This window comes from Pseudanabaena mucicola FACHB-723 (genome assembly GCF_014696385.1).
In the GTDB taxonomy this organism is placed as follows: domain Bacteria; phylum Cyanobacteriota; class Cyanobacteriia; order Pseudanabaenales; family Pseudanabaenaceae; genus Pseudanabaena.
The window spans coordinates 18,059-41,219 of the sequence record NZ_JACJQB010000013.1; the positions used below are offsets into that span (position 1 = coordinate 18,059).

Annotated in this window: 16 protein-coding genes; 12 read left to right on the forward strand and 4 right to left on the reverse strand. The window is 43.6% G+C overall.

Annotation, left to right across the window (positions count from 1 at the left end; translation table 11 throughout):
- The first annotated feature begins 41 nt into the window (after positions 1–41).
- The 5 genes from H6F41_RS08695 (at position 42) to thrS (ending at position 9,921) form a co-directional block, all read left to right on the forward strand.
- Positions 42–1,598: a hypothetical protein gene (locus H6F41_RS08695; RefSeq protein ID WP_190403086.1), complete on the forward strand. Its 1,557-nt coding sequence runs from the start codon at positions 42–44 to the stop codon at positions 1,596–1,598.
- Between the two features lie 129 nt (positions 1,599–1,727).
- The gene (locus H6F41_RS08700) at positions 1,728–2,981 is read left to right on the forward strand and encodes a glycosyltransferase (RefSeq protein ID WP_190403087.1); all 1,254 of its coding nucleotides are present in this window, start codon (positions 1,728–1,730) and stop codon (positions 2,979–2,981) included.
- A gap of 407 nt (positions 2,982–3,388) precedes the next feature.
- A complete protein-coding gene (psaA, locus tag H6F41_RS08705) occupies positions 3,389–5,641 on the forward strand; it encodes a photosystem I core protein PsaA (protein ID WP_190403088.1) in 2,253 nt (750 codons plus the stop codon).
- 25 nt (positions 5,642–5,666) lie between these two features.
- Positions 5,667–7,895, forward strand: a complete 2,229-nt coding sequence (psaB, locus tag H6F41_RS08710) for a photosystem I core protein PsaB (protein WP_190403089.1) — start codon at positions 5,667–5,669, stop codon at positions 7,893–7,895.
- A gap of 205 nt (positions 7,896–8,100) precedes the next feature.
- Positions 8,101–9,921, forward strand: a complete 1,821-nt coding sequence (gene thrS / locus H6F41_RS08715; RefSeq protein ID WP_190403090.1) for a threonine--tRNA ligase — start codon at positions 8,101–8,103, stop codon at positions 9,919–9,921.
- Positions 9,922–9,986: 65 nt separating this feature from the next.
- Here the strand turns inward: thrS and H6F41_RS08720 are convergent, their stop codons facing one another.
- The 4 genes from H6F41_RS08720 to purN form a co-directional block, all read right to left on the reverse strand.
- Positions 9,987–10,709: a DUF4079 domain-containing protein gene (locus tag H6F41_RS08720; protein ID WP_190403091.1), complete on the reverse strand. Its 723-nt coding sequence runs from the start codon at positions 10,707–10,709 to the stop codon at positions 9,987–9,989.
- A gap of 67 nt (positions 10,710–10,776) precedes the next feature.
- Positions 10,777–14,109: a response regulator gene (locus H6F41_RS08725; RefSeq protein ID WP_190403092.1), complete on the reverse strand. Its 3,333-nt coding sequence runs from the start codon at positions 14,107–14,109 to the stop codon at positions 10,777–10,779.
- A 192-nt stretch (positions 14,110–14,301) separates the two neighbouring features.
- Positions 14,302–15,792 (reverse strand): UDP-N-acetylmuramoyl-L-alanyl-D-glutamate--2,6-diaminopimelate ligase, encoded by a 1,491-nt coding sequence (locus H6F41_RS08730; protein ID WP_190403093.1) that lies wholly within the window; start codon positions 15,790–15,792, stop codon positions 14,302–14,304.
- 114 nt (positions 15,793–15,906) lie between these two features.
- Positions 15,907–16,554: a phosphoribosylglycinamide formyltransferase gene (gene purN / locus H6F41_RS08735; protein ID WP_242022974.1), complete on the reverse strand. Its 648-nt coding sequence runs from the start codon at positions 16,552–16,554 to the stop codon at positions 15,907–15,909.
- Between the two features lie 192 nt (positions 16,555–16,746).
- Here purN and H6F41_RS08740 point away from each other — a divergent pair, with 192 nt between their 5' ends.
- The 7 genes from H6F41_RS08740 to H6F41_RS08770 all read left to right on the forward strand — a co-directional run bounded on the left by H6F41_RS08740 (position 16,747) and on the right by H6F41_RS08770 (position 23,055).
- Positions 16,747–17,937 carry a response regulator transcription factor gene (locus tag H6F41_RS08740; RefSeq protein ID WP_190403094.1) on the forward strand — a complete coding sequence of 397 codons (1,191 nt, stop codon included), beginning with the start codon at positions 16,747–16,749 and terminating at the stop codon, positions 17,935–17,937.
- Positions 17,938–18,076: 139 nt separating this feature from the next.
- Positions 18,077–18,817, forward strand: a complete 741-nt coding sequence (locus H6F41_RS08745; RefSeq protein WP_190403095.1) for a phycocyanobilin:ferredoxin oxidoreductase — start codon at positions 18,077–18,079, stop codon at positions 18,815–18,817.
- A gap of 737 nt (positions 18,818–19,554) precedes the next feature.
- Positions 19,555–20,073 carry a phycocyanin subunit beta gene (locus H6F41_RS08750; RefSeq protein WP_190403096.1) on the forward strand — a complete coding sequence of 173 codons (519 nt, stop codon included), beginning with the start codon at positions 19,555–19,557 and terminating at the stop codon, positions 20,071–20,073.
- A gap of 115 nt (positions 20,074–20,188) precedes the next feature.
- Entirely contained in the window at positions 20,189–20,677 is a 489-nt protein-coding gene (cpcA, locus tag H6F41_RS08755; protein ID WP_190403097.1) for a phycocyanin subunit alpha, read from the forward strand.
- 279 nt (positions 20,678–20,956) lie between these two features.
- Positions 20,957–21,772, forward strand: a complete 816-nt coding sequence (locus tag H6F41_RS08760) for a phycobilisome linker polypeptide (RefSeq protein ID WP_190403098.1) — start codon at positions 20,957–20,959, stop codon at positions 21,770–21,772.
- A gap of 107 nt (positions 21,773–21,879) precedes the next feature.
- A complete protein-coding gene (locus H6F41_RS08765; protein WP_190403099.1) occupies positions 21,880–22,743 on the forward strand; it encodes a phycobilisome rod-core linker polypeptide in 864 nt (287 codons plus the stop codon).
- Between the two features lie 78 nt (positions 22,744–22,821).
- Entirely contained in the window at positions 22,822–23,055 is a 234-nt protein-coding gene (locus tag H6F41_RS08770) for a phycobilisome linker polypeptide (RefSeq protein ID WP_190403100.1), read from the forward strand.
- The last annotated feature ends 106 nt before the right edge of the window (positions 23,056–23,161 follow it).

The following is a 23,161-nucleotide window of genomic DNA, read 5'->3' on the forward strand; positions in this document are numbered from 1 at the left end:
TAAAATCCTGATCCATTATAGGTTTAACAATTACTTAAAAAATGACTCAAAAATTACTTAATCCCATACCCTATATAGTTTTAATTGCAACTCTGACTGTCTTTTTAATTGGATCGGGAAGTCTTAATAGTGCTGACACATTAAGGAGATTGCAGGTTACTCGATCATTATGGACAAATGCTCCTCAAGTTCTAGAAAACGACCAAAATGCCAAAGGATTTTCTGCTATCGGGAAAGACGGTAATCGTTATGTAACTTGGGGTATGGGACAAAGTTTGGTGATGTTACCAGCAGATATATTTGCTCATAACTTGACTAAAGCACTAAATTTACAAAAAGGAAACTCTGACAAATTAATTAATGGAATTGTATCTTACTTGACATTTCCATTGATTAACATTCTAGCAATTGTGGCAAGTTTTAATCTTTTGAAAAATCTAGATTTTAATATAAAACAGGCTGCTTTTGGCACACTAAGCTTATTATTCTGCACAAGTTTTCTACACTATTCACAAATACATCAAGAGAATAGTTTAGATTTTTTAATGACTACTAGCGGATATTTACTTCATTTATTATGGTTAGCCTCTAACTCGATTCTATTTCTATGGCTAGGTTTATCTGCTTTGGGGTTTAACTTGTTGATTCGCTTACCCCTAGCAATAAATAGTATTTCTGTAGCTATATTTACTGGAGTACAGATTTATCTTCAAAGTAAATTGGCAACTTATGATTTAAATCATACCAAGAAATCTATAATTAAATACTTGACTGTTGCTGCGATAGTTTATGGCTTTTTCTTGGGAATAGATCGATTTTATCATTGGATGAGATTTGATACTTTTAGCGGCTCATACACATCTATTTGGGCAGAGCAAATGAAATCTAACAATCCAAACCTACCTAACTCTTTCCCTTTCTCAGTTCCTTTTATAGAAGGATTTTTAGGATTTTTGTTTTCACCAGAAAGATCCATATTCTTGTTTAATCCATTAATTTTAGTAACTTTATATATTTCAATCAAAAATTGGAAAGATATTTCCTATAAAGTACGTGCTTTTTTGCTTTCACTAATCTTCTTGTTACTTGTAACTATAACTACTTATTCTACTTGGTTTTTATGGGGTGGAGCTGGTTCTTGGGGATCAAGGTATACAACTACAGCCTCACAATTGATTAGTTTGATTGCAATACCATTAGCAATGAAATTTAGCTTAAAAAACGTTATTGAAAAATTTGTTTTTAAAGTAATTATCTTAGTTAGCTTATTGATCCAATTATCTTCGGTACTCTTTGATTTTAACTTGGAATTAACACAAAAAGATGTGTCTAGCCAATTTACAGTTGTTCAAAGATTTCTTAATGCGGTTGCTATTTTTACAGGAAATTTTGATAACTGGGGATTGCGTCCCAGTAGTGTTCCTGCTAACGAGTCACAACGTTTTATCACCATTATGTTTTTTCCTTGGAAAAATGCTTCGGGTTTGCTCCCAGCACATTTAACTATAGTAATTCAGTTTGCTTGGATAGTTTGTCTAATTATTTTGATTTATTTAATCTGGGTACTATTAAAAAAAGTCTCAGTAATTCAAGATTAGGTACTAGTCCTTGAATCAGTGGCAAGATAAAGTAGAGGCAGAGAAAAGGCGAAAGCTAGGGAATGCTCTCACTGCCAACAAGTGCATACATAATCTTACATCTCAAAATATTTTTTCGTCTTTAATCATATGTCTCACTCTCTTATCCCAGTTCCTGTAGGTTCGTTTCAAGTTAATGAACTATTAATTAATGTAGAGTCATTAAGTTCTCAACAAAATAATCAACAGGCACAAGAATCAGTGTTTTTTTCTCTAATTGTCCCGACTTATAATGAAAGTAAAAATTTATATAAACTAGTAGAAATATTGACGCAATTATTAGGGGATTATTGTCATGATAACTATGAATTAATCATTGTCGATGATGATAGTCCTGACTTGACATGGCAAGTAGGTCTAGATCTAATGCCAATATATCCCCAATTAAGGGTGATGCGTAGGCAAGGGGAAAAGGGATTGTCAACAGCAGTAATTAGGGGATGGCAAGCTTCGCAGGGAGAGATCTTAGGAGTGATTGATGGCGATCTACAGCATCCCCCTGAAACCCTGATTAAGATGCTCGACTGCATGAAACAAGGTGCAGATCTAACCGTTGCTAGTCGTCATGTGGAAGGCGGCGGTGTTAGCGACTGGGGCTTTATCCGCAGAGTGCTATCAAGGGGCGCACAGATGCTCGGCTTGATCATTTTGCCCAGCGTTATCGGTCGGGTGTCAGACCCAATGAGCGGTTACTTTATGGTGAGACGAAGTGCGATCGCAAACTGCTCCATGAATCCCTTGGGATACAAAATTCTCATCGAAGTGCTTGGGCGGGGCAATATTGGCACTGTGTCGGAAGTAGGCTATGTGTTTCAGGAACGTCAAGAAGGCGAAAGCAAGGTGACTTGGCGGCAATATGTGGACTATATTTTGCATCTCCTGCGGTTGCGATCACGGGGGAGAATCACCAAATTGCGAGAAAAACTGCGCGTCCCTGTCAAACGTTTTCTCAAATTTGGCATCGTTGGCTTTAGTGGTGTGTTTGTCGATATGGTAATTTTCTATTTACTCAGCGATGCCTCTACCCTTGGTTGGGGGATCACCCGCAGCAAAGTAATTGCGGCTGAAGTAGCCGTTGTCAATAATTTTCTTTGGAACGATGTTTGGACTTTCAGGGATTTATCTAAGCAACAATCTGGAATCCGCAAACTAATCAAGCGCTTCATCAAGTTCAACCTCATTTGTCTAATCGGCATTGGTTTAAACCTAATTATCCTTAATCTCCTCTACAACTATTTCGGCATCAATAAGTATTTGGCAAACCTGATTGCGATCGCAATCGTCACAGTTTGGAACTTCTGGTTCAACCTCAAACTTAGTTGGCGAGTCACAGAGACTAAATAAGTATGGTTATAAAAAGAGAGTTGCAGCGCTTCGCGCCGCAACTCTCTTTTTATAACGTAAATGGCTGTAGCTTTACCAAAATAAATATCGGTCAAAAGTGAGATTATTGCGATTATTTGTGATTTAATGAAGTTTTGTTAAGAAAAGTTCAAAAGATATTTACTTAACAAAGTTTACTTGCATGACTCAAATTATTGCAGGGTAAATACTTCAGCTAATCTAATTTATTCTAAACAATTGTTACAAACTCCCTAGAGCGACACAAACCTAAATCTATAATTACGACATCGTGGCTCAGCGACTCTTGTAAAGCAGTAATTATCTCATTCATAGATTCCTCGCTATGAGAGAGCTAGCCTAATCGTTTAATCTACTTTGTCTTAACAGTCTGAGAGAGGAAAATTTTCATGACAATGACTCCTCAAAAGCCAGACACAGAGGTAAAGGTATCGGTTGATCGTGATGTAGTACCTACTTCCTTCGAGAAGTGGGGACAACCTGGTCACTTCGATCGCACCCTTAAGAAGGGACCAAAAACCACCACATGGATTTGGGATCTTCATGCCAATGTGCATGACTTTGACAGTTTCACAACCGAAGAAGATACTGCCCGTAAGATCTTCTCTGCTCATTTTGGGCATCTAGGTATTATCTTTATCTGGCTCAGTGGTATGTATTACCACGGTGCAAAATTCTCCAACTACACTGGTTGGCTTGCCGATCCAGTCAACATCAAACCCAGCGCCCAAGTGGTCTGGAATGTTGTCGGTCAAGATATCTTGAACGGCGATGTTGGTGGCGGTTTCCAAGGTATTCAAATCACTTCTGGTTTGTTCCACCTGTGGAGAGCATCTGGTATCACCACCGAGTATCAACTCCTCTGTACCGCAATTGGCGGTTTGGTGATGGCAGGCTTAATGTTCTTCGCTGGTTGGTTCCACTACCACAAGGCAGCTCCTAAACTTGAGTGGTTTAAGAATGCTGAATCGATGATGAACCACCACTTGGCTGGTTTACTCGGTTTGGGTTCACTCTCTTGGGCTGGACATCAGATCCACGTATCGATTCCTATCAACTACTACCTTGATAAGGGCGTACCTGCCGATCAGATCCCTCTTCCTCATGAGTTCATCACCAATCCTCAATTGATGGCGGACATCTTCCCTAGCTTTGCTCAGGGCTTAACACCTTTCTTCACTTTGAACTGGGGTGCTTATGCAGATTTCCTAACCTTCAAGGGTGGTTTGAATCCTCAGACTGGATCTCTTTGGCTAACTGACCAAGCTCACCATCACCTTGCGATCGCAACTCTTTTCATCATTGCTGGCCATATGTACCGCACCAACTGGGGTATCGGTCACAGCATGAAGGAAATCCTTGAAGCTCACAAGGGTCCTCTAACTGGTGAAGGTCATAAGGGTCTATACGAAATCTTGACCTCTTCTTGGCATGCACAGCTCGCTGTCAACCTCGCTTTGATGGGTTCTTTGAGCATCATCGTCGCTCAGCACATGTACGCGATGCCTGCTTACCCCTACATTGCGATCGACTACGCAACTCAAGTTTCTCTATTCACACATCACATGTGGATTGGCGGCTTCTTGATCTGTGGTGCGGCTGCTCACGCAGGTATCTTCATGGTTCGCGATTACGATCCTGCTAAGAATGTAAACAACTTGCTTGATCGGATGTTGCGTCACCGTGATGCAATTATTTCTCATCTCAACTGGGTATGTATTTTCCTCGGCTTCCACAGCTTTGGTCTTTACATCCACAACGACACCATGCGTGCATTGGGTCGTCCTCAAGATATGTTCTCCGACACCGCAATTCAGTTGAAGCCCGTCTTCGCTAACTGGATTCAAGGTATCCATGCTGCTGCTGCTGGTACAACCGCTCCTTACGCAACCTCTAGTGTTAGCCCCATCTTTGGCGGTGAAACTCTTGTTGTTGGCGGTAAAGTAGCTGCTGCTCACATGGTTCTCGGTACAGCTGACTTCTTGGTACACCACATTCATGCGTTTACCATTCACGTCACTGTTTTGATCTTGCTGAAAGGCGTGCTTTATGCTCGTAGCTCTCGCTTGATTCCAGACAAAGCTGAACTTGGTTTCCGCTTCCCTTGCGACGGTCCTGGTCGTGGCGGCACATGTCAAGTTTCGGCATGGGATCACGTATTCCTCGGTCTTTTCTGGATGTACAACTGTATTTCCGTTGTCATCTTCCACTTCTCTTGGAAAATGCAGTCCGATATCTTCGGTACTGTTGACGCAAGCGGCACAATCACCAACATGGCTGGCGGCAACTTTGCACAGAGTGCATTGACCATCAATGGCTGGTTGCGTGACTTCTTGTGGGCACAAGCTTCCAATGTTATTCAATCCTACGGTTCGGCATTGTCGGCTTACGGTTTGATCTTCTTAGGCGCTCACTTCATCTGGGCCTTTAGCCTCATGTTCCTATTCAGTGGTCGTGGCTACTGGCAAGAACTCATCGAGTCAATCGTTTGGGCACACAACAAGCTCAACGTCGCTCCTGCTATCTCTCCTCGCGCTTTGAGCATTACTCAAGGTCGTGCAGTGGGTCTAGCTCACTACCTCTTAGGTGGAATTGCCACAACTTGGGCATTCTTCCTAGCCCGTTACGGTGCACTTGGCTAATATTAACGGAGAAATTGAAGTAATTATGGCAACGAAATTTCCTAAGTTTAGCCAGGCTCTCGCACAAGATCCAACAACCCGTCGGATCTGGTATGCGATCGCTACAGCGAACGATTTTGAAAGTCACGATGGTGTTACTGAAGAAAGTCTTTACCAAAAGATCTTTGCTTCACACTTCGGACACTTGGCAATCATCTTCCTGTGGACATCTGGCAACCTGTTTCACGTAGCGTGGCAGGGTAACTTCGAGCAATGGATTCAAAATCCTCTCACCACACGTCCCATCGCCCATGCGATCTGGGATCCTCACTTTGGTAAGGCAGCAGTTGAAGCGTTCACTCAAACTGATGCTGCTGGTCCTGTTAACGTCGCTTACTCTGGTGTTTACCACTGGTGGTACACCATCGGAATGCGTACCAATGCTGAGCTATTCACTGGTGCGATCTGGATGCTAGTATTTGCTGCCGTCCTGCTCTTTGCAGGTTGGTTGCACCTACAGCCCAGCTTCCGTCCTAGTCTCTCTTGGTTCAAGAATGCTGAGTCTCGCCTCAACCACCACTTGGCTGGTTTGTTTGGAGCAAGCTCCTTGGCATGGACTGGTCACATGGTTCACGTTGCGATTCCTGAATCTCGCGGTATCCATGTCGGTTGGGATAACTTCTTGAGCGTTCCTCCTCACCCAGCAGGTCTTGCACCTTTCTTCACTGGTAACTGGGGCGTATATGCTCAGAATCCTGATACCGCAGGTCATGTGTTTGGTTCTTCTCAAGGCGCTGGTACTGCAATCCTCACCTTCTTAGGTGGTTTCCATCCTCAAACCGAGTCTCTTTGGTTGACTGATATTGCTCATCACCACCTTGCGATCGCAGTATTGTTCATCATTGCTGGTCACATGTACCGCACCAACTTTGGTATCGGTCACAGCATCAAAGAGATCTTGTCTGCACACAATCCTCCTAAGGGTACTCCTTTCGGTGGTTTGTTAGGCGATGGTCACAAAGGCTTGTATGACACAGTTAACAACTCCTTGCACTTCCAACTCGGTCTTGCTCTTGCTTCTTTGGGTGTAATCACATCCTTGGTTGCTCAGCACATGTACTCGATGCCTTCCTATGCTTTCATCGCTAAGGACTTCACCACTCAAGCTGCTTTATATACTCATCACCAATATATTGCTGGTTTCTTGATGGTCGGTGCATTTGCTCACGGTGCGATCTTCTTCGTCCGTGACTACGATCCTGAAGCTAACAAGAACAACGTGCTTGCACGTATGCTCGAGCACAAAGAAGCAATCATCTCTCACTTAAGCTGGGTATCACTCTTCTTAGGTTTCCACACTCTCGGTATCTACGTTCACAACGACGTAATGCAAGCTTTCGGTACTCCTGAAAAGCAAATCTTGATCGAGCCTGTATTTGCTCAATGGATTCAAGCTGCTCACGGTAAAGCATTGTATGGATTTGATGTCCTACTTTCTAACCCTGATAGCATCGCTGCAACAGCTTGGCCAAATAGCGGTAACGTTTGGTTGTCTGGTTGGTTGGCTGGTATCAACTCTGGTGATAACTCTTTGTTCCTCACCGTTGGTCCTGGCGACTTCCTAGTTCATCATGCGATCGCACTAGGTCTACACACCACCACCTTGATCTTGGTTAAGGGCGCGTTAGATGCTCGTGGATCTAAGCTCATGCCAGACAAGAAAGACTTCGGCTACAGCTTCCCTTGCGACGGTCCTGGTCGTGGCGGTACTTGCGATATCTCTGCATGGGATTCCTTCTACCTCGCCATGTTTTGGATGTTGAACACCATCGGTTGGACAACCTTCTACTGGCACTGGAAACACCTCGGTGTATGGCAAGGTAACGTTGCTCAGTTCAACGAATCCTCTGTCACCATTATGGGCTGGCTTCGTGACTACCTATGGCTCAACTCCGCACAGTTGATCAATGGCTATAACCCCTATGGTATGAACAATATCTCTGTTTGGGCTTGGATGTTCCTGTTTGGACACCTTGTTTGGGCAACTGGTTTCATGTTCTTGATCTCTTGGCGTGGTTACTGGCAAGAATTGATCGAAACCCTTGTATGGGCTCACCAACGCACACCTCTTGCAAGTTTAGTTCAGTGGAAAGACAAGCCTGTGGCTCTCTCCATCGTTCAAGCTCGTTTGGTTGGCTTGGCTCACTTCACGATTGGCTACATTGTTACTTACGCAGCCTTCCTGATTGCCTCCACATCGACTGCTTTCGGTTAATCTAGCTTGCTAAATTAGATGAATAACAAAATCCCCCACACTAATGTGGGGGATTTTGTTATTTGATGATTAGTTATTCATTGCAACTGTTATTAAGATTTGCTACAGCTATATAACTGTCGAATGCCTAGCAAAAAAAGTTAAGATAGTAGACTGAGATTAAATTTGTAATTTTGTAAACTAATAAAGGTCACGACATCAAGTTATGGATGCAGTTGCAGAAAAGTCCAGTGATATTAAACCGAGTGATATCCTGCGGCAAGCCGATACTGAAAAACTAGCGCGGATTCGCCACACTTGTTCCCATGTGATGGCGATGGCAGTCCAAAAGTTATATCCCGATGCTAAGGTGACAATCGGTCCTGCAACTGAGAATGGCTTTTATTATGATTTTGATCGTAAAGAACCATTTGCCCCCAGCGATCTCAAAGCGATCGCTAAGGAAATGAAGCGGATCATTAAGTGGAATCAGCCCCTTGTGCGGCAGGAATTGCCACGTCCTGAAATGCTTGCCGAAATCGAAAAGCTGAATGAGCCTTACAAAATAGAATTATTAGCGGCAATTCCTGAAGGACAAAATATTAGTCGCTATTTTATTGGTGATCCTGAAAAGCTTGAAAAGCAACCTTGGTGGGATTTGTGTGCGGGACCGCACCTTGGTAGTACAGGAGATATTCACCCTGATGCCTTTGCTCTAGAAAGCATTGCGGGAGCTTATTGGCGCGGCGATGAAAAAAATCCGATGCTGCAACGTATTTATGGTACGGCGTGGGAAAGCCCTGAGCAGCTTCAGGCTTATCATGCGATGTTAGAAGAGGCTAAACGCCGTGATCACCGTACTATCGGTAAAGATCTACAACTATTCAGTATTCAAGAAGATGCTGGTGGCGGATTGGTGTTCTGGCATCCCAAGGGGGCGATCATCCGCAATACGATCGAGACTTTTTGGAAAGATACCCATGTCAAGAATGGTTACGAGTCAGTAACTACGCCCCATATGGCGAATTTAGACCTGTGGAAGATCTCTGGACATAATGATTTCTATCGCGAAAGTATGTTTCAGCCGATGGAAGTGGAGCATCAGGTTTATCAGCTTAAGCCGATGAACTGTCCTTTTCATGTCTTAATTTATAAAGATACGCTGCATTCCTATAAGGAGTTTCCGATCCGCTATGCTGAGCTTGGTACTGTGTACCGCTATGAGCGTTCTGGTACGATGCATGGTTTGATGCGGGTGCGCGGCTTTACCCAAGATGATGCTCATATTTTTTGTACTGAAGAACAGATTGAACAGGAGATTTTGGGGGTTCTGAACTTAGCAGAATTGATTCTTTCTACCTTTGGGTTTGCGAACTACGAAATCAATCTTTCTACTCGTCCAGAGAAATATGTTGGATCTGATGCGATTTGGGAGAAGTCCACTAAGGCGCTCAAGCAGGCGCTTAATCATAAGGGTTGGAATTATGTTGTTGATGAAGGGGGTGGCGCTTTCTATGGACCAAAGATCGATATTAAGATCGAAGATGCGATCGGTCGCCGTTGGCAATGTTCGACGATTCAGTTAGATTTTAATCTGCCCGATCGCTTCCAGATGGAATATGTTGGCGAAGATGGTGCAAGACATCAACCGATCATGATTCACCGTGCTTTGTTTGGTTCGGTTGAGCGCTTTATTGGTGTATTGATTGAAAGCTATGCGGGTGATTTTCCGTTGTGGCTTGCACCTGTACAGGCTAAGCTCATTGCTGTCTCTGATAGTCAAATGGATTATGCAGAGCAGGTTGCTGCCAAGATGAAAGCGGCTGGGTTGCGTGTGCAACTAGACCATAGCGGTGATCGCATGGCTAAGCAAATCCGCAAAGCAGAAATGGAAAAAGTCCCTGTCATGGCAGTCATTGGTGCAAAGGAAGTTGAAGCTGGTACGCTCAGCATCCGTAGCCGCAAGCATGGCGAACTTGGTGCAATTTCCGTTGATGAGGTGATTAATAAAATGCAAGAAGCAATTTGCGATCGCACTTGGTTCTAACTTGCTTCACCGTATATCAAAAGAAGTGTCGTGCTCTGCGTGGCACTTCTTTTGTTGTTGTGGGGTTAATTTGCTGTTGGGGTAGGGGGTAATTGAGGACAGGTTCGATTTGTAAAATCACATTTGCCAAGATATGATTTTTGCCAAGTATAAGGAATTGATAGCAAATCCCTAGTGCCAGTCATGCCCTGTCCGATAAAGAGCAGTAAGGCTAAGCAGTTGAGGATGATATGAATATTGCGCCAACGATTTTGCTTGTCTTTGTAAATATCTTGAGTAATTGCAACGGAAATAATCATCAAGATTGCTGCGACGATACCATAGTAATAATGGGAAAAGAACCATTCGTTATCCCGTCGAAATACTTCTGGTTGCCATCCTAAGATAAGTAAGCCGATCGCTGTGAAGGTGGCAAAAATATTGCGCCAATTTTTGATCTTGGCTTTGAATAGGAAAGTGAATGAGGCGATGGTTGCTATAAAAATAGCAATTACCGCGATTGCCCGTACAGGTTCTTTGGTAAAAGTATCATTTCTGATGAATCGAGAAAAGATTGGGTAAGCCATCCCCAATAGTGTCACACCGACGACGGAGATGCTTAGCCAATTTCCTACTTCCACATGTTCAGAGCCAACTATGGGTGGGATCTTACTTTTTTCGCCAGCAATGGTTTGCAAGCGACGTTGACGGACTAGCCAAGAGCGATGGGTGACAATGCCGATCAGAGGAAACACCACAATAATTGCGATCGCAGGATGTATTAAGGCAAAAAAATCTTCTAGTTCCACGTCATTAATCCCTAAATGAAGCCCTAAATAAATATAAAAATACAGCGCTTTGTGCTGATATTTATAGCTAGTTATCTACAAAAAATGTTAATACAGTTTCATCAACTCCTCTGAGTTTGAGAGGGTCGCGCTTGTGAATTTCTTCATCTTCGAGATAGTCAGCCACCGTTGCCGATACGAGAATGCAATCGGGTTCTGCCGCCGCTTGAATGCGTGAGGCAATATTGACTGTGGGGCCAATCGCTGTGTAATCCGATCGTTCTGGGCTGCCAAACATACCGACTACCGCAGTTCCCTGATGGATGCCACAACGAAACCTGACCTTGGGAATGCCTTGGGATTGCCATTGTTCATTGAGCTTAGACAAAGCTCGTTGCATTTGTTTGGCACTTTGGACGGCGCGATGTACTTGCTCATTGGGGCTGCAATCTTCGGGTGCACCAAACAACGCCATGATGCCATCACCCATAAATTTATCGACAGTGCCGCCATTGGCAAAAATCACTTTGCTCATGGTGCTGAGGTACTGATTGAGAAGTTCCGCAACTCTGCGCGATCGCAAAGTATTGGCGAGGGGAGTAAACCCAACAATATCGGCAAACAAAACCGTAATCATTTTAGGTTCAGGGCGGAGGTCAAGGCTAAGTTGTCCTGTGGCGGCTTTGGTAACTAGGCTTGGTGGCAAAAAACGCTTGAGTACCGATTCGGTCAAATAGGAATTGAGCTGGCGAACGCGATGTTCATTAGCCTTAAGCGCTAACAAGTTGCGGACTTCGGCAACTAATTCGCGATCATTAAAGGGCTTTGATAAATATCCATCTGCGCCGATTTCTGTGCCTTCAATCCGTGACTCTTCATTGGCTTTTGCCGTGAGTAAAATAATCGGCGTACCTGATAAATCTGTATCGGCACGGATTAAGGCAATTAAGTCTAGTCCTGACACCTGTGGCATCATTAAGTCGGTGATGATTAAGTCGGGATGATGTTGTTTGGCTTGAACGTAGCCCTTAGCGCCATTATGTGCAGAAACAACTTGATATCCCGCTTGCTCTAGGATGCGGCGCAGATAGTTGCGGAGGTCGTGATTATCATCAATGATTAAAATTTTGTTGCCAGTAATCACCTCTAGCTGATGTTCGGGGCTGGCGATCGCAATTTCTTCGAGAGTCTGGTCATCAATATTCAGATCGGCTAACTCGATGTTGGCGTGGGATACTTGCCAGTCCGTGGGTGTATCACTCACTTGCTCAGCAGGTAAATGTGCGCTGCCAAGAGGAATCGTAATCGTGAAGGTTGTGCCTATGCCATATTCGGAAGTCACCGAAATTGTCCCACCGTGCAGATGCACCAATTCTTTAACCAGCGCTAGCCCTAGCCCACTGCCTTCATAACTACGATTGACAGAACCCTCAGCTTGGCAGAAGCGATCAAATAGAAAGGGTAGTTGATCTTCCTTAATGCCGATGCCCGTATCACAAACGCTGAGAATGCAGGTTTTTTGTTCGTTATCGATGGAAATATTCAGGGTGATGCTGCCTTGTCTAGGCGTGAACTTCATAGCATTGGATAGCAGGTTATAGATGATTTTGTCGAACTGTTCGATGTCTATATAAATCTCTGGACATTCTTCGCTAAATTCGCTCAATAGCTGAATATCTTTGCGATCGCAGTAGGGACGAAAAGACTCGATGGTTTGACTAACAAATTCCACCAGATTACAGGGGCGGAAGCAGGCTTGCATTTTGCCAGCATCAAGACGCTGAATATCAAGTAATTGATTAACTAAACGCAGCAGTCGCCGACAGTTACGCAGGGCAATTACGGACTGCTCATAGGGAAGTCCATCATTCTTTTCGATCGCAGATTCGAGAGGTCCAATCGTCAGGGTTAGGGGGGTGCGGAATTCGTGGGAGATATTTTGAAAGAACTCTGTTTTTTGGCGATCAAGTTCGAGTAATTTTTGGGCTTGTTGTCGGGTGGTCTGAAACAGATTTGCCTGTTGTACAGCAATAGCAGCTTGAATTGCTACCGCTTGCACCAGTGAAATTTCGGCATCAGTCCATCGCCTTGGCTGCTGATTTTGGCGCATGGAAATGCTTCCAATAATCTTGCCATCCAAGAGCATCGGCACAACGAGGAGCGATCGTGCAGGGGCTTGCAATGGCAAATCAGCAACGTTCCATTCAGGATTTTTTTGTAAATCGTTAATTGCTACGGGTTGCTTTGAGCTAATCAGCGCTTGGAAGATTGGATTTGCCGAAATATCGACAAAGGACTGCGGCAAGCTTGAGGTGACGGGATCATTGGGGTCATAGGGGAGATCCATTGGCTCTAATAGATGCAGTCCCACGCAACGTAAATGATCATCGGTTTCTTTCCATAATGAGAGGGCGCAACTTTCTGCGTTTAAAGTCTCGGCAAGCTGTTGGGTAATTGCGGCAAATGTTTTCTGCGGGTCGAGGCTAGAGCGAATCGTGCTAGTAATTGTATTGAGAAGCAACTCCCGTTCGGCAAGTTCCTGAATGCGATCATAGGCTCTCGCATGGGAACTGACAATCGCAGATTGATTGGCGGCTAGCGTCATTAGGGTTAATTCGTCTTCATTCCATATATGTGGTTGGTCGCAGTGATAGATGGAAAGGATGCCTAGCTGTTCTTTGTTGACGATCAGGGGTGCGAGGAGAACTGATTTGATATTTGCCTCTGCATAAACTTGACGCTCTGATGGGTCAAGGTGGGGATGACTGGCAACGTCACTGATTGCTATGGTTTGTGGCAGCAATGTGAGGGTTTCCGCTAGGTTCGCTAAATTGGCAGTTGGTTCTGCACAGTAAGCGATGTAATCCTCTGATAGTTCCTCGTTTTCAATGAGGCGCAGCAAAACGATGGAAGCATCATAATCCTTGGCAATTGCCTTGGCAATCGCGGCAATACTATCGCGATAGGGAGTTGTACTATCGACGGAAGAGGCGATCGCATTTAAAAGTGATTGTTGCCGTAGGGCATGGCGTAACTCAGCAGTTCGCGATCGCAAAATGTGATGGGTGGCAATCGCTTGATTTACTAAATCTTTTAGTTCTATTTCATGCCATGGCTTCTGTACATATCTAAAGGCATTTAATCCTTCAATGGCAGACGATTCTGATTTGACAATCTGCATGGTATCGGGATATTGTCGCTCGATCTGACGTAAAACTTCAGCATCATTGCCCATGGCTTCTAGATCAACGATGATTACCGATACTTCTCCTTGCTGATTGATGATTGTCAAGGCTTCTAGACCACTATGAGCCAACAAAAATTGCCAATTTTCATCACAAGTCTGCACCAACAAGCTCAAGTTATCGGGTTCGTCGTCGATAACTAATAGTTTCGGTGTGTGGATAGTTGGCGAACCCATGTGATTACTTTTGGGTGAAAAGCTTAACTTGGTTTGACAGATGCTTGTTTTGAATCATAACCGAGTTTTCCTAACTCTGCCTATTTATGGTGATCAGGAAAAATCAAAACCCCAAAAACGAGTTGTGGCACAAAGCGCCACAACTCGTTTTTGGGGTTTTATGTCCTAACAAGAATGGCGACAGCTATACGATTATTGGAATCGTTTGGCAAGAGCCACTTGCGCCTCTTCGCGATCATCGAAATGGATCTTCTCGCGTCCAATAATTTGATAGTCTTCATGCCCTTTACCTGCAATCAAGATTGTGTCGCCTGCCTGTGCATTTGCGATCGCAAGTTGAATGCAGCTACGGCGATCTCCTTCAACAATCATCGGTTTATCCCCAATATCGGTTACGACTCCTGCGACGACATCATCCAGAATTCTCTGCGGATCTTCGGTGCGGGGATTGTCGGAAGTTACATAGACCCGATCGGCGAGTCGGGCGGCGATGCCGCCCATCAATGGGCGCTTAGTGCGATCACGATCGCCACCACAGCCAAAGACACAAATTAATTCTCGCTGGGTAAAGGGACGCATTGCCTTGAGTAAATTTTCGAGACTGTCGGGTGTATGGGCATAGTCCACAACCACTGTGACATCTTGGGCATCACTGATTTGCACCCGTTCAACGCGCCCAGGGACATTTTTAAATTCGGGTAAACGACTCACCACCTCTGCTAAGTTCATGCCCATATGCAGAGCCGTGGCGATCGCCGCTAAAATATTTTCGACATTAAAACGTCCGACTAAGGGTGTCGTAAATGCGATCGCACCCTGTGGCGTATGCAATGTTCCTGTCGCACCATTGGGCAAATAGGCAAGATTTTCAGTATAAAAATCAGCCTGTGAGTTGCTAATACTGTAAGTCCAGATCGGCTTATCTGTTACCATTTGCGCTAAACGTTGACCAAAAGTATCATCTAAGTTGATAATTGCCCGACCCTGTAAATAGGTATCAGCGAATAACAAAGCCTTCGCTTGAAAATAATCCTCTAGGTCTTTGTGATAGTCCAAATGATCCTGCGTCAAATTGGTAAATACTGCCACTTCAAAGGGACAGCCCAAAACTCGACTTTGGTGCAGGGCATGGGAGCTAACCTCCATCAATCCTGCATCACAACCTGCGGCAACCGCTTCCGCGAGCTGCGCCTGCAAGTCCACCGCAAAAGGAGTGGTATGGGTTGCCGTTTGCGAATAGCCAGCCCAACGGGTATAGAGAGTCCCAAACAATGCCGATGCATACTGGGTTTGTAATAAAAACTCGATCAAATGCGTGGTGGTGGTTTTGCCATTGGTTCCCGTCACCCCTACCAACTTCAACTTCTGAGCAGGATATTCATAAAAAGCCGTCGCAATTTTGCTGCAAGCGATAACTACATCATCCACGGCAATTGCCTTGTTTTTTTCTTGCTCAGATAAATCCGCAAAAGCCTGATGGGAGATGATCGCTGCCACTGCTCCCTGTGCGATCGCCTGTGGTGCGAATTTGCCCCCATCCACCTGAGTCCCTGTCATGCCAATAAACAAATCACCAGCTTGGCAAGATCGCGAATCGGTAATTACACGCTTTACTTCCAGCCCTTCTAGTTCTGGCTGTGAATGTTGATATCCTGCTGACTCTAGCAATTGTGTTAAACGCATAATTTCCTCTCACAGCCGCAAAATGTGTCAGAATTCTGGCACAAAATCTTGAGTTATAGCAAAACTTTTTTGCCTTGGACAAGAACCGAGAGGGTGACTAGCAGCATTGTAAGTTCACGTACCTTCTGGCAAAGGTAAAGATAGCTTGAGCCGTAAAGTTTGGCTATATTCTGCGATCGCAGCAGGATAAATAATATGTTCTTGGACTTGAATCCGTTTTTGTAAATCCTCTAACCTGTCGTCTTCAAACACTGGCACAGCCGCTTGTTTGAGGATTTTACCGCTATCAACTTCAAGGCTGAGTAAATGCACTGTGCAGCCCGTAATTTTGACCCCATAGTTAAAGGCTTGTTCGATGGCATGGATACCCTTAAAGCTAGGTAGTAGGCTGGGGTGAATATTGAGAATGCGTTCTGGGAAGGCATCAATTAAAACTTGAGTGACAATCCGCATCCAGCCTGCCATGATCACCAAATCAATGCTGTAGGTGATGAGAATGTCAATAATGGCGCGATCGAGGTCTTTACGAGACTTGTAATCACGATGATTGACTAAAATTGCAGGAATACCAAATTTTTCGGCTCGTTGCTTTACAAAAGCATCTGGCTCATTGTAAATAACCACGGCAATTTTGGCTGCTAGCTGTCCATGGGCAATTGCTTTTGCGATCGCTTCTAAATTGCTCCCACTGCCAGAGGCAAGCACTGCCAGAGTTGGAATCTGTGTGTTTACAGAGTTAGAGTTGGACAAATCTTCAGACAAAATCAAAAACCTGCTGCGGTACTAAAACAACGACGAAATAACAAAAAATGCACTAAATAGCACCAAATCAAGGGTGCAGACATAAGTTTACTACAGCGTTAGACTTGCCTGATCTGAATTGATACAATACTAAATTGGTATGAGAAGCTTTGGGCGTGAATTGGACAGCTATGAGCAAGTCATAGGAACAACATGAAAATATTGCTAGTCGAAGATGATGAAGCATTGATTACTGGTCTCACCAAAGCTTTGGCAGCCCATCACTATATTGTCGATGTGGTCAAGGATGGGGAAGCGGGTTGGACCTATGGCTCCACCTTTGAATATGACCTAATCGTTTTAGATATAGTTTTGCCAAATTTAGACGGAATCTCTCTCTGTCAAAGGTTTCGAGCGGAAGGATATACTGTGCCGATTCTGCTCTTAACTGCTCAAAACAATAGCACCGCTAAGGTGAGCGGATTAGATGCGGGGGCAGATGACTGTGTAGTTAAGCCCTTTGATCTACCCGAATTAATTGCCCGAATTAGAGCGCTATTACGACGAAGCCATGCCACTTCTTTCCCTTTGCTTGTTTGGGGAGACTTATTGCTCAATCCTAGTACCTGTGAGGTTTTTTACAATAATCAACTTCTATCGCTGACCAATAAAGAATATGAGCTATTGGAATTGCTATTGCGCGATAGTCAACATTTGCTTAGTGCCGATGAAATTCTCGATCGGCTGTGGTCTTCCGATGAATTTCCGTCAGAAGCAACGGTGCGATCGCATATTCGCCGATTGCGCCATAAACTAGTCACAGCAGGTGCGCCATCAGATTTTGTGGCAACTGTCCATGGACGAGGCTATTACCTCAAAGCTCCCGATATGAATGTGCGCGCTCTTTCGGAAAGTTCTATTTCTATTCATGATGAGCATAAATCATCACCACTAAAGCGAGTTATCACTAATATCAATACTATTGGAAGTAATCTTGTTAACTCTCTTGATGCGATTCCCCAAGATATTAAAGTGATGATCTTGGATGATGATGTGGAATATTTGCGATCGCTACCGAAGTTACTCAAGCCTTGGGGTTTTAAAGTGACCACTTTGGCGGATGCAAGGGACTTTTGGACGGTCTTGCAATCCATTTTGCCAGATGTACTAATATTGGAAGTGAATATATCTGAAATCAATGGTTTAGAGATTTGTCAAGACCTGAGAAGTAAACCTAACTGGCAGCGTTTACCAGTTCTATTTTTGAGTGCGATAACCGATGCCAATACGCAAAATCTTGCCTTTAGTGTCGGAGCCGATGACTATCTCTGTAAGCCGATGGTCAATATTCACTTAGTAAATCGTATTCATAACCGTTTAAAACGATTCAGTGTTTATAGCTAATATTATTAGGACAAACCAGAATTGAATGGCGGCGCTCCGCACCGCCATTCAATTCTGGTTTGTGTCTCAGCGTGACTGAATATAGCTATAACATGTTTAGCATCATCACTTTTTTAATCAAAATATAACTGGAAACCGCATGACCCAATTGACACAAACGTCGCTGCGAGAGCAACAATATCCTCTAATTCATAATTTAGCTAACTGTATTGAATCTGTTTGGCAGGAAAATTTAGAGCTATCTCCCTATCAAGTTCCTGAAGATCTGGGCTATGTGGAAGGAGCTTTAGAAGGTGAGCGTCTAGTCATCGAAAACCATTGCTATAGCACGCCGCAATTTCGGAAGCTGCACCTCGAACTTGCTAAGGTTGGTAGTGGTCTGGATATTCTGCACTGTGTGATGTTTCCGAACCCTCAATATGGTATTCCCATTTTTGGAGCCGATCTTGTGGGCGGACGCGGCAGTATCAGTGCGGCGATCGTAGATCTCTCGCCTGTGCATCCTGAACGCGCTTTACCCCGCAGCTATTACGATGCCCTGTCTAATCTCCCTGCGATCGCGTTTGAGCAGACCCGTGAGTTACCTCCATGGGGCGATATATTTTCAGATTTTTGTTTGTTTGTGCGTCCGATGGGCGAGAGCGAAGAAACTGCATTTTTGCAAAGAGTGCGGGACTTTTTGACTGTACATTGTCAATTGGCAGTGGCTACTGAGCCTTTGACTGCATCTCCAGATATCGAGCAAATTCTGGCAGGTCAGCGCAACTATTGCCAAAAGCAACAACAAAACGATAAGACGCGCAGGATTCTGGAAAAGTCCTTTGGTGCAGAATGGACAGAGCGCTATATGACTACAATGCTCTTTGATTTTGTGGCGTAAATTAATCTTGTTACTTATAGAAAAAAGAGGAAGTGCGAATCACTTCCTCTTTTTTGTGCAAGTTATTTCTACAGCCATAGAAGATATTGCGATCGCTATATCTTCTATGCTTCTCTTGATGTGAACTAAACAGTATTTATACTTATCTAGCTTATTAAAAAAATATTAAAAAGATTCCTTATGAATTGCTTAACATTTGTTTATATTGATTTTGCATTGGCTAGAAATAACCATGAGTAAAAGTTACTAATTCTATCAATATTTATGATCAGCAATTTCTGTAAAGCAAAAGGTGTAAGAAGTTTAGCTTTGTTATTAATCTTTATATAAAGAAATGGATCTAAATGCAAAGAATACTTAACAATATTTTGATAGGTACAAATCCCTAAAAAAACTTGCTGGAAGGGGATTATAGCGATTCTAAATATTCTTTACGTAACTTCATATACAGTATTTTTAAATTTGCACAAAATCTGCACAAATTAGTTGTTTTAATCGCATTATTCGGAAACGACTAAACTAAAAATGACATCAAAACTTATTTCGGTTTAGTTCCATTGAGTAAATCAAATTGAAGTTGGGCTTAGTGCTTTATTTGATTTCTTGGCAATGCTACTTAGCTTTATTCGATTTTGATTTGGCTGGTCTGACTCAAAATCTCAATACAAGTAGTAGCTCGGTTCAGAATGATTTCGCTATTAAAATATACCTTTAAAATTATTAAGGAGATTCTTTAAATGCTAGACGCTTTTACCAAAGTAGTTGCTCAGGCAGATACTCGCGGAGCTTTTGTAAGTGATTCTCAAATTGATGCTCTCAAGCAATTGGTTGCTGACGGCACAAAGCGCTTGGATGTTGTTAACCGCATCACCTCCAACTCATCCTCCATCGTTACCGATGCTGCTCGTGCTTTGTTTGAAGAGCAACCTCAATTGATCGCTCCTGGTGGAAATGCATACACCCACCGTCGTATCGCTGCTTGTATGCGCGATATGGACATCATCCTTCGCTATGTAACCTACGCTGTATTTGCTGGTGATGCTAGTGTTCTAGAAGATCGTTGCCTCAATGGCTTGCGTGAAACCTACAGCGCTTTGGGCGTACCTGGTGGATCTGTTGCAGTAGGTATCGAAAAAATGAAGGCTGCTGCGATCGCACTTGCTAACGATCCTAATGGCGTAACTCGTGGTGATTGTAGTGCTCTTATGTCTGAACTAGCTGGCTATTTCGACAAAGCAGCCGCAGCAGTAGGCTAATCACTCAATAAAATTTTTGTGCAAGCACCTTGCATTAAAACTTTTTGAAATAATTTTCTTTTCTTCCTTTTTCTCTACATTCCAACACAAATAATTTTTTAGAGGTACATTGAGCATGAAGACTCCTTTAACTGAAGCCGTCGCTACAGCAGATTCTCAAGGTCGCTTTCTAAGTGTTCCTGAAATGCAAGCTGCATTTGGTCGTCTACGCACAGCCGCAGCTAGCCTTGATGCTGCTAAGGGTTTGAGCGCTAATGCTGCTAGCTTGGCTGAAGGTGCTGCAAATGCTGTTTATCAGAAGTATCCTTACACCACCCAACAACAAGGTAACAACTTCGCTTCCACCCCTCGTGGTAAGGCAAAGTGCTCTCGTGACATCGGTTACTACATCCGCATGATCACATACTGCTTGATCGCTGGTAGCACTGGTCCTATGGATGATTACCTTGTCAGTGGTTTGACCGAAATCAACCGTGCTTTCGATCTATCTCCTAGCTGGTATGTTGAAGCTTTGAAGTACATCAGAGCTAACCACGGTTTGGGTGGCGATGCAGCTTTAGAAGCTAACTCCTACATCGACTATGCAATCAATGCGCTCAGCTAAGGTTTTCTTCTAGTTACAGCAATTTGTAATAAAGCGAACCACCAGATTTCTATCGAAAGTTTGGCTTCGCCGTACCTTCAACAAAAATCTGGGTTCTCACTTCAGCACAAATTGCTAAAGTTACTAGAGAATCAAGAAAACCCCGAAGACGGTAAGTACACCCTGAGGGGAAGTGCTTACCGTTTTCTGCATTGGTTTAGTGTGGATTTTTAAGAGATGCCATACTAAATATTTTTAAATATTTTATAAAAAATCCCATTATTTTTAAGGAGCTTCGATATGACAAGTTCTGCGGCAGCAACCCGTTTAGGATTTGAGCCTTTTGTTAATGCTTCTCCTGTGGAATTGAAAACGAATTGGAGCGATGCTGATATACAGTCAGTGATCACGGCTGCCTATCGCCAAGTGTTTGGTAATGATCACCTGATGCTGTCAGAACGTTTGACCACGGCTGAGTCAATGTTGGCTAGTGGTAATCTTTCGGTAAGAGACTTTGTTCGTGCTTTAGCGCAATCAGAATTGTACCGAACCAAATTTTTCTCTTCCACTCCTCAAGTTCGCTTTATTGAATTGAACTTCAAGCATCTTTTAGGTCGCGCACCTAATGATGAGGCGGAGATTACAGAACATGTCAATCGCTACATTGAGCATGGATATGAAGCTGAAATCAATTCCTATATTGATTCCTTAGAATATCAAGAGAACTTTGGTGACTCGACTGTACCTTACTATCGTGGATTCGCTACCCAGCGTGGTCAGAAAAATGTCGCGTTCAACCGTATGTTCCAGCTCTATCGTGGCTATGCTAATAGCGATCGCGCTCAGGGCAAAAACAAATCAACTTGGTTGACCGAAGATCTAGCTCGCAATACAGCTAATGCAATTCGCACTCCTAGTTTTGGTCTAGCTCTAGCTGGTAACACTGCTGGAGATCGTGGTCTGTATCGCGTTACGGCTGTCCAAGCTAACCGTGGTCAGTCAACCCAAATTCGTCGCAGTGTCAGAGAGTATTTGGTGACCTATGACCAGCTTTCTGCCACCATGCAAAGGCTGAACAAGAGCGGTAGTCGCATTACCCAGATTTCGCCCGCTTAAATCTTATTAATCTAGCAAGTATCAAAAATTCTTACTTGCTAGATTAATTTTTTATTTAAGTTCCTCGCACTGCAATTTATTTAAATATCTACGGAGAATAAAATAACGTGATTACCAATGCCGCTTCCCGTTTGGGAACTTCCGCTTATAGTGATAGCAGCCCAGTGGAACTACGTCCTAACTGGACATCAGAACAGGCTCAAGCTGTGATCAATGCTGTTTATCGCCATGTGTTGGGAAATGATTACATCATGGCATCAGAGAGACTAGTGCCTCTAGAGTCTTTGCTCACCAGTGGACAAATCACTGTCCGTGATTTTGTGCGTGGTGTTGCTAAATCTGAGCTTTACAAAAACAAGTTTCTTTATCCTAACTTCCACACCCGTGTCATTGAACTCAACTTCAAGCACTTCTTGGGTCGCGCTCCTTACAACGAAGCAGAAGTAATTGAGCACCTCGATCGCTATCAAAATGAAGGTTTTGATGCTGATGTTGATTCTTTCATTGACTCGGCTGAGTACGAAGATAGCTTCGGTGATTCAACAGTGCCTTACTATCGTGGTTTTGAAAATAAAGTTGGCGATCAAACCACTGGTTTTACGAGAATGTTTCGCCTCTATCGTGGCTATGCCAACAGCGATCGCGCTCAGATCGAAGGTAATAATTCTCGTCTAGCGGTTGAGCTGGCTCAAAACAGTGCATCTACCATCGTGGGTGCTTCTGGTGGTAATGATGGTTGGGCATACCGTTCGACCCGTGGCACAATGCCTACCCGTGCTTTTGGTCGTTCTTCTACAGGTTCGACAGATCGTCTATACCGCATTGAAGTCGCGGCAGTGTCTCAACCTCGCTACCCTAACGTGCGTCGTAGCAATAGAGAATACATTGTCTCCTATGATCAATTGAATAGCACCTTGCAACGCATCAACAAAATGGGCGGCAAAGTCGCTAGCGTGACTGTTGCTCAGTAGTTGAGCTTCGCAGTTTGCCAAAGTACACCCTTTGGGTGTACTTTTTGTTTAATTTCTAATTTATTGCAAAATATATCTATGATTCTCTCTAATTCCTCTGCTGATACCCGCTATTTTGTCTATGAGGTATCTGGTTTACATCTAAAGAACCAACCTGCTAAGAATGACACCTATATTCTGAACGACAATGGTAATGCCCTAATTCAAGTTCCTTACAATCGGATGAATGAGCAGATGCAAACAATTCTTCGTCGTGGTGGCAAGATTGTAAATATTCGTCCTCTTAACGAAAATCTATCTGCTGAAGGTTAATTTTTAACCTATAAAGATTCAACAAGTAAAAAAGAGAGTTGCGTTGCAACTTTCTTTTTTTGTTTTATGGATCGCAATATTTTGTAAAAAGCATTCATCAGCCTTC

What these genes read in the sequence shown, in the direction of transcription:
- H6F41_RS08770 (WP_190403100.1), top strand. Translation starts at nt 22,822, where the DNA reads ATGATTCTCTCTAATTCCTCTGCTGATACCCGCTATTTTGTCTATGAG.
- thrS (WP_190403090.1), top strand. Translation starts at nt 8,101, where the DNA reads ATGGATGCAGTTGCAGAAAAGTCCAGTGATATTAAACCGAGTGATATC.
- H6F41_RS08730 (WP_190403093.1), bottom strand. Translation starts at nt 15,792, where the DNA reads ATGCGTTTAACACAATTGCTAGAGTCAGCAGGATATCAACATTCACAG.
- H6F41_RS08740 (WP_190403094.1), top strand. Translation starts at nt 16,747, where the DNA reads ATGAAAATATTGCTAGTCGAAGATGATGAAGCATTGATTACTGGTCTC.
- H6F41_RS08760 (WP_190403098.1), top strand. Translation starts at nt 20,957, where the DNA reads ATGACAAGTTCTGCGGCAGCAACCCGTTTAGGATTTGAGCCTTTTGTT.
- psaB (WP_190403089.1), top strand. Translation starts at nt 5,667, where the DNA reads ATGGCAACGAAATTTCCTAAGTTTAGCCAGGCTCTCGCACAAGATCCA.
- H6F41_RS08700 (WP_190403087.1), top strand. Translation starts at nt 1,728, where the DNA reads ATGTCTCACTCTCTTATCCCAGTTCCTGTAGGTTCGTTTCAAGTTAAT.
- psaA (WP_190403088.1), top strand. Translation starts at nt 3,389, where the DNA reads ATGACAATGACTCCTCAAAAGCCAGACACAGAGGTAAAGGTATCGGTT.
- H6F41_RS08750 (WP_190403096.1), top strand. Translation starts at nt 19,555, where the DNA reads ATGCTAGACGCTTTTACCAAAGTAGTTGCTCAGGCAGATACTCGCGGA.
- H6F41_RS08725 (WP_190403092.1), bottom strand. Translation starts at nt 14,109, where the DNA reads ATGGGTTCGCCAACTATCCACACACCGAAACTATTAGTTATCGACGAC.
- H6F41_RS08695 (WP_190403086.1), top strand. Translation starts at nt 42, where the DNA reads ATGACTCAAAAATTACTTAATCCCATACCCTATATAGTTTTAATTGCA.
- H6F41_RS08745 (WP_190403095.1), top strand. Translation starts at nt 18,077, where the DNA reads ATGACCCAATTGACACAAACGTCGCTGCGAGAGCAACAATATCCTCTA.
- cpcA (WP_190403097.1), top strand. Translation starts at nt 20,189, where the DNA reads ATGAAGACTCCTTTAACTGAAGCCGTCGCTACAGCAGATTCTCAAGGT.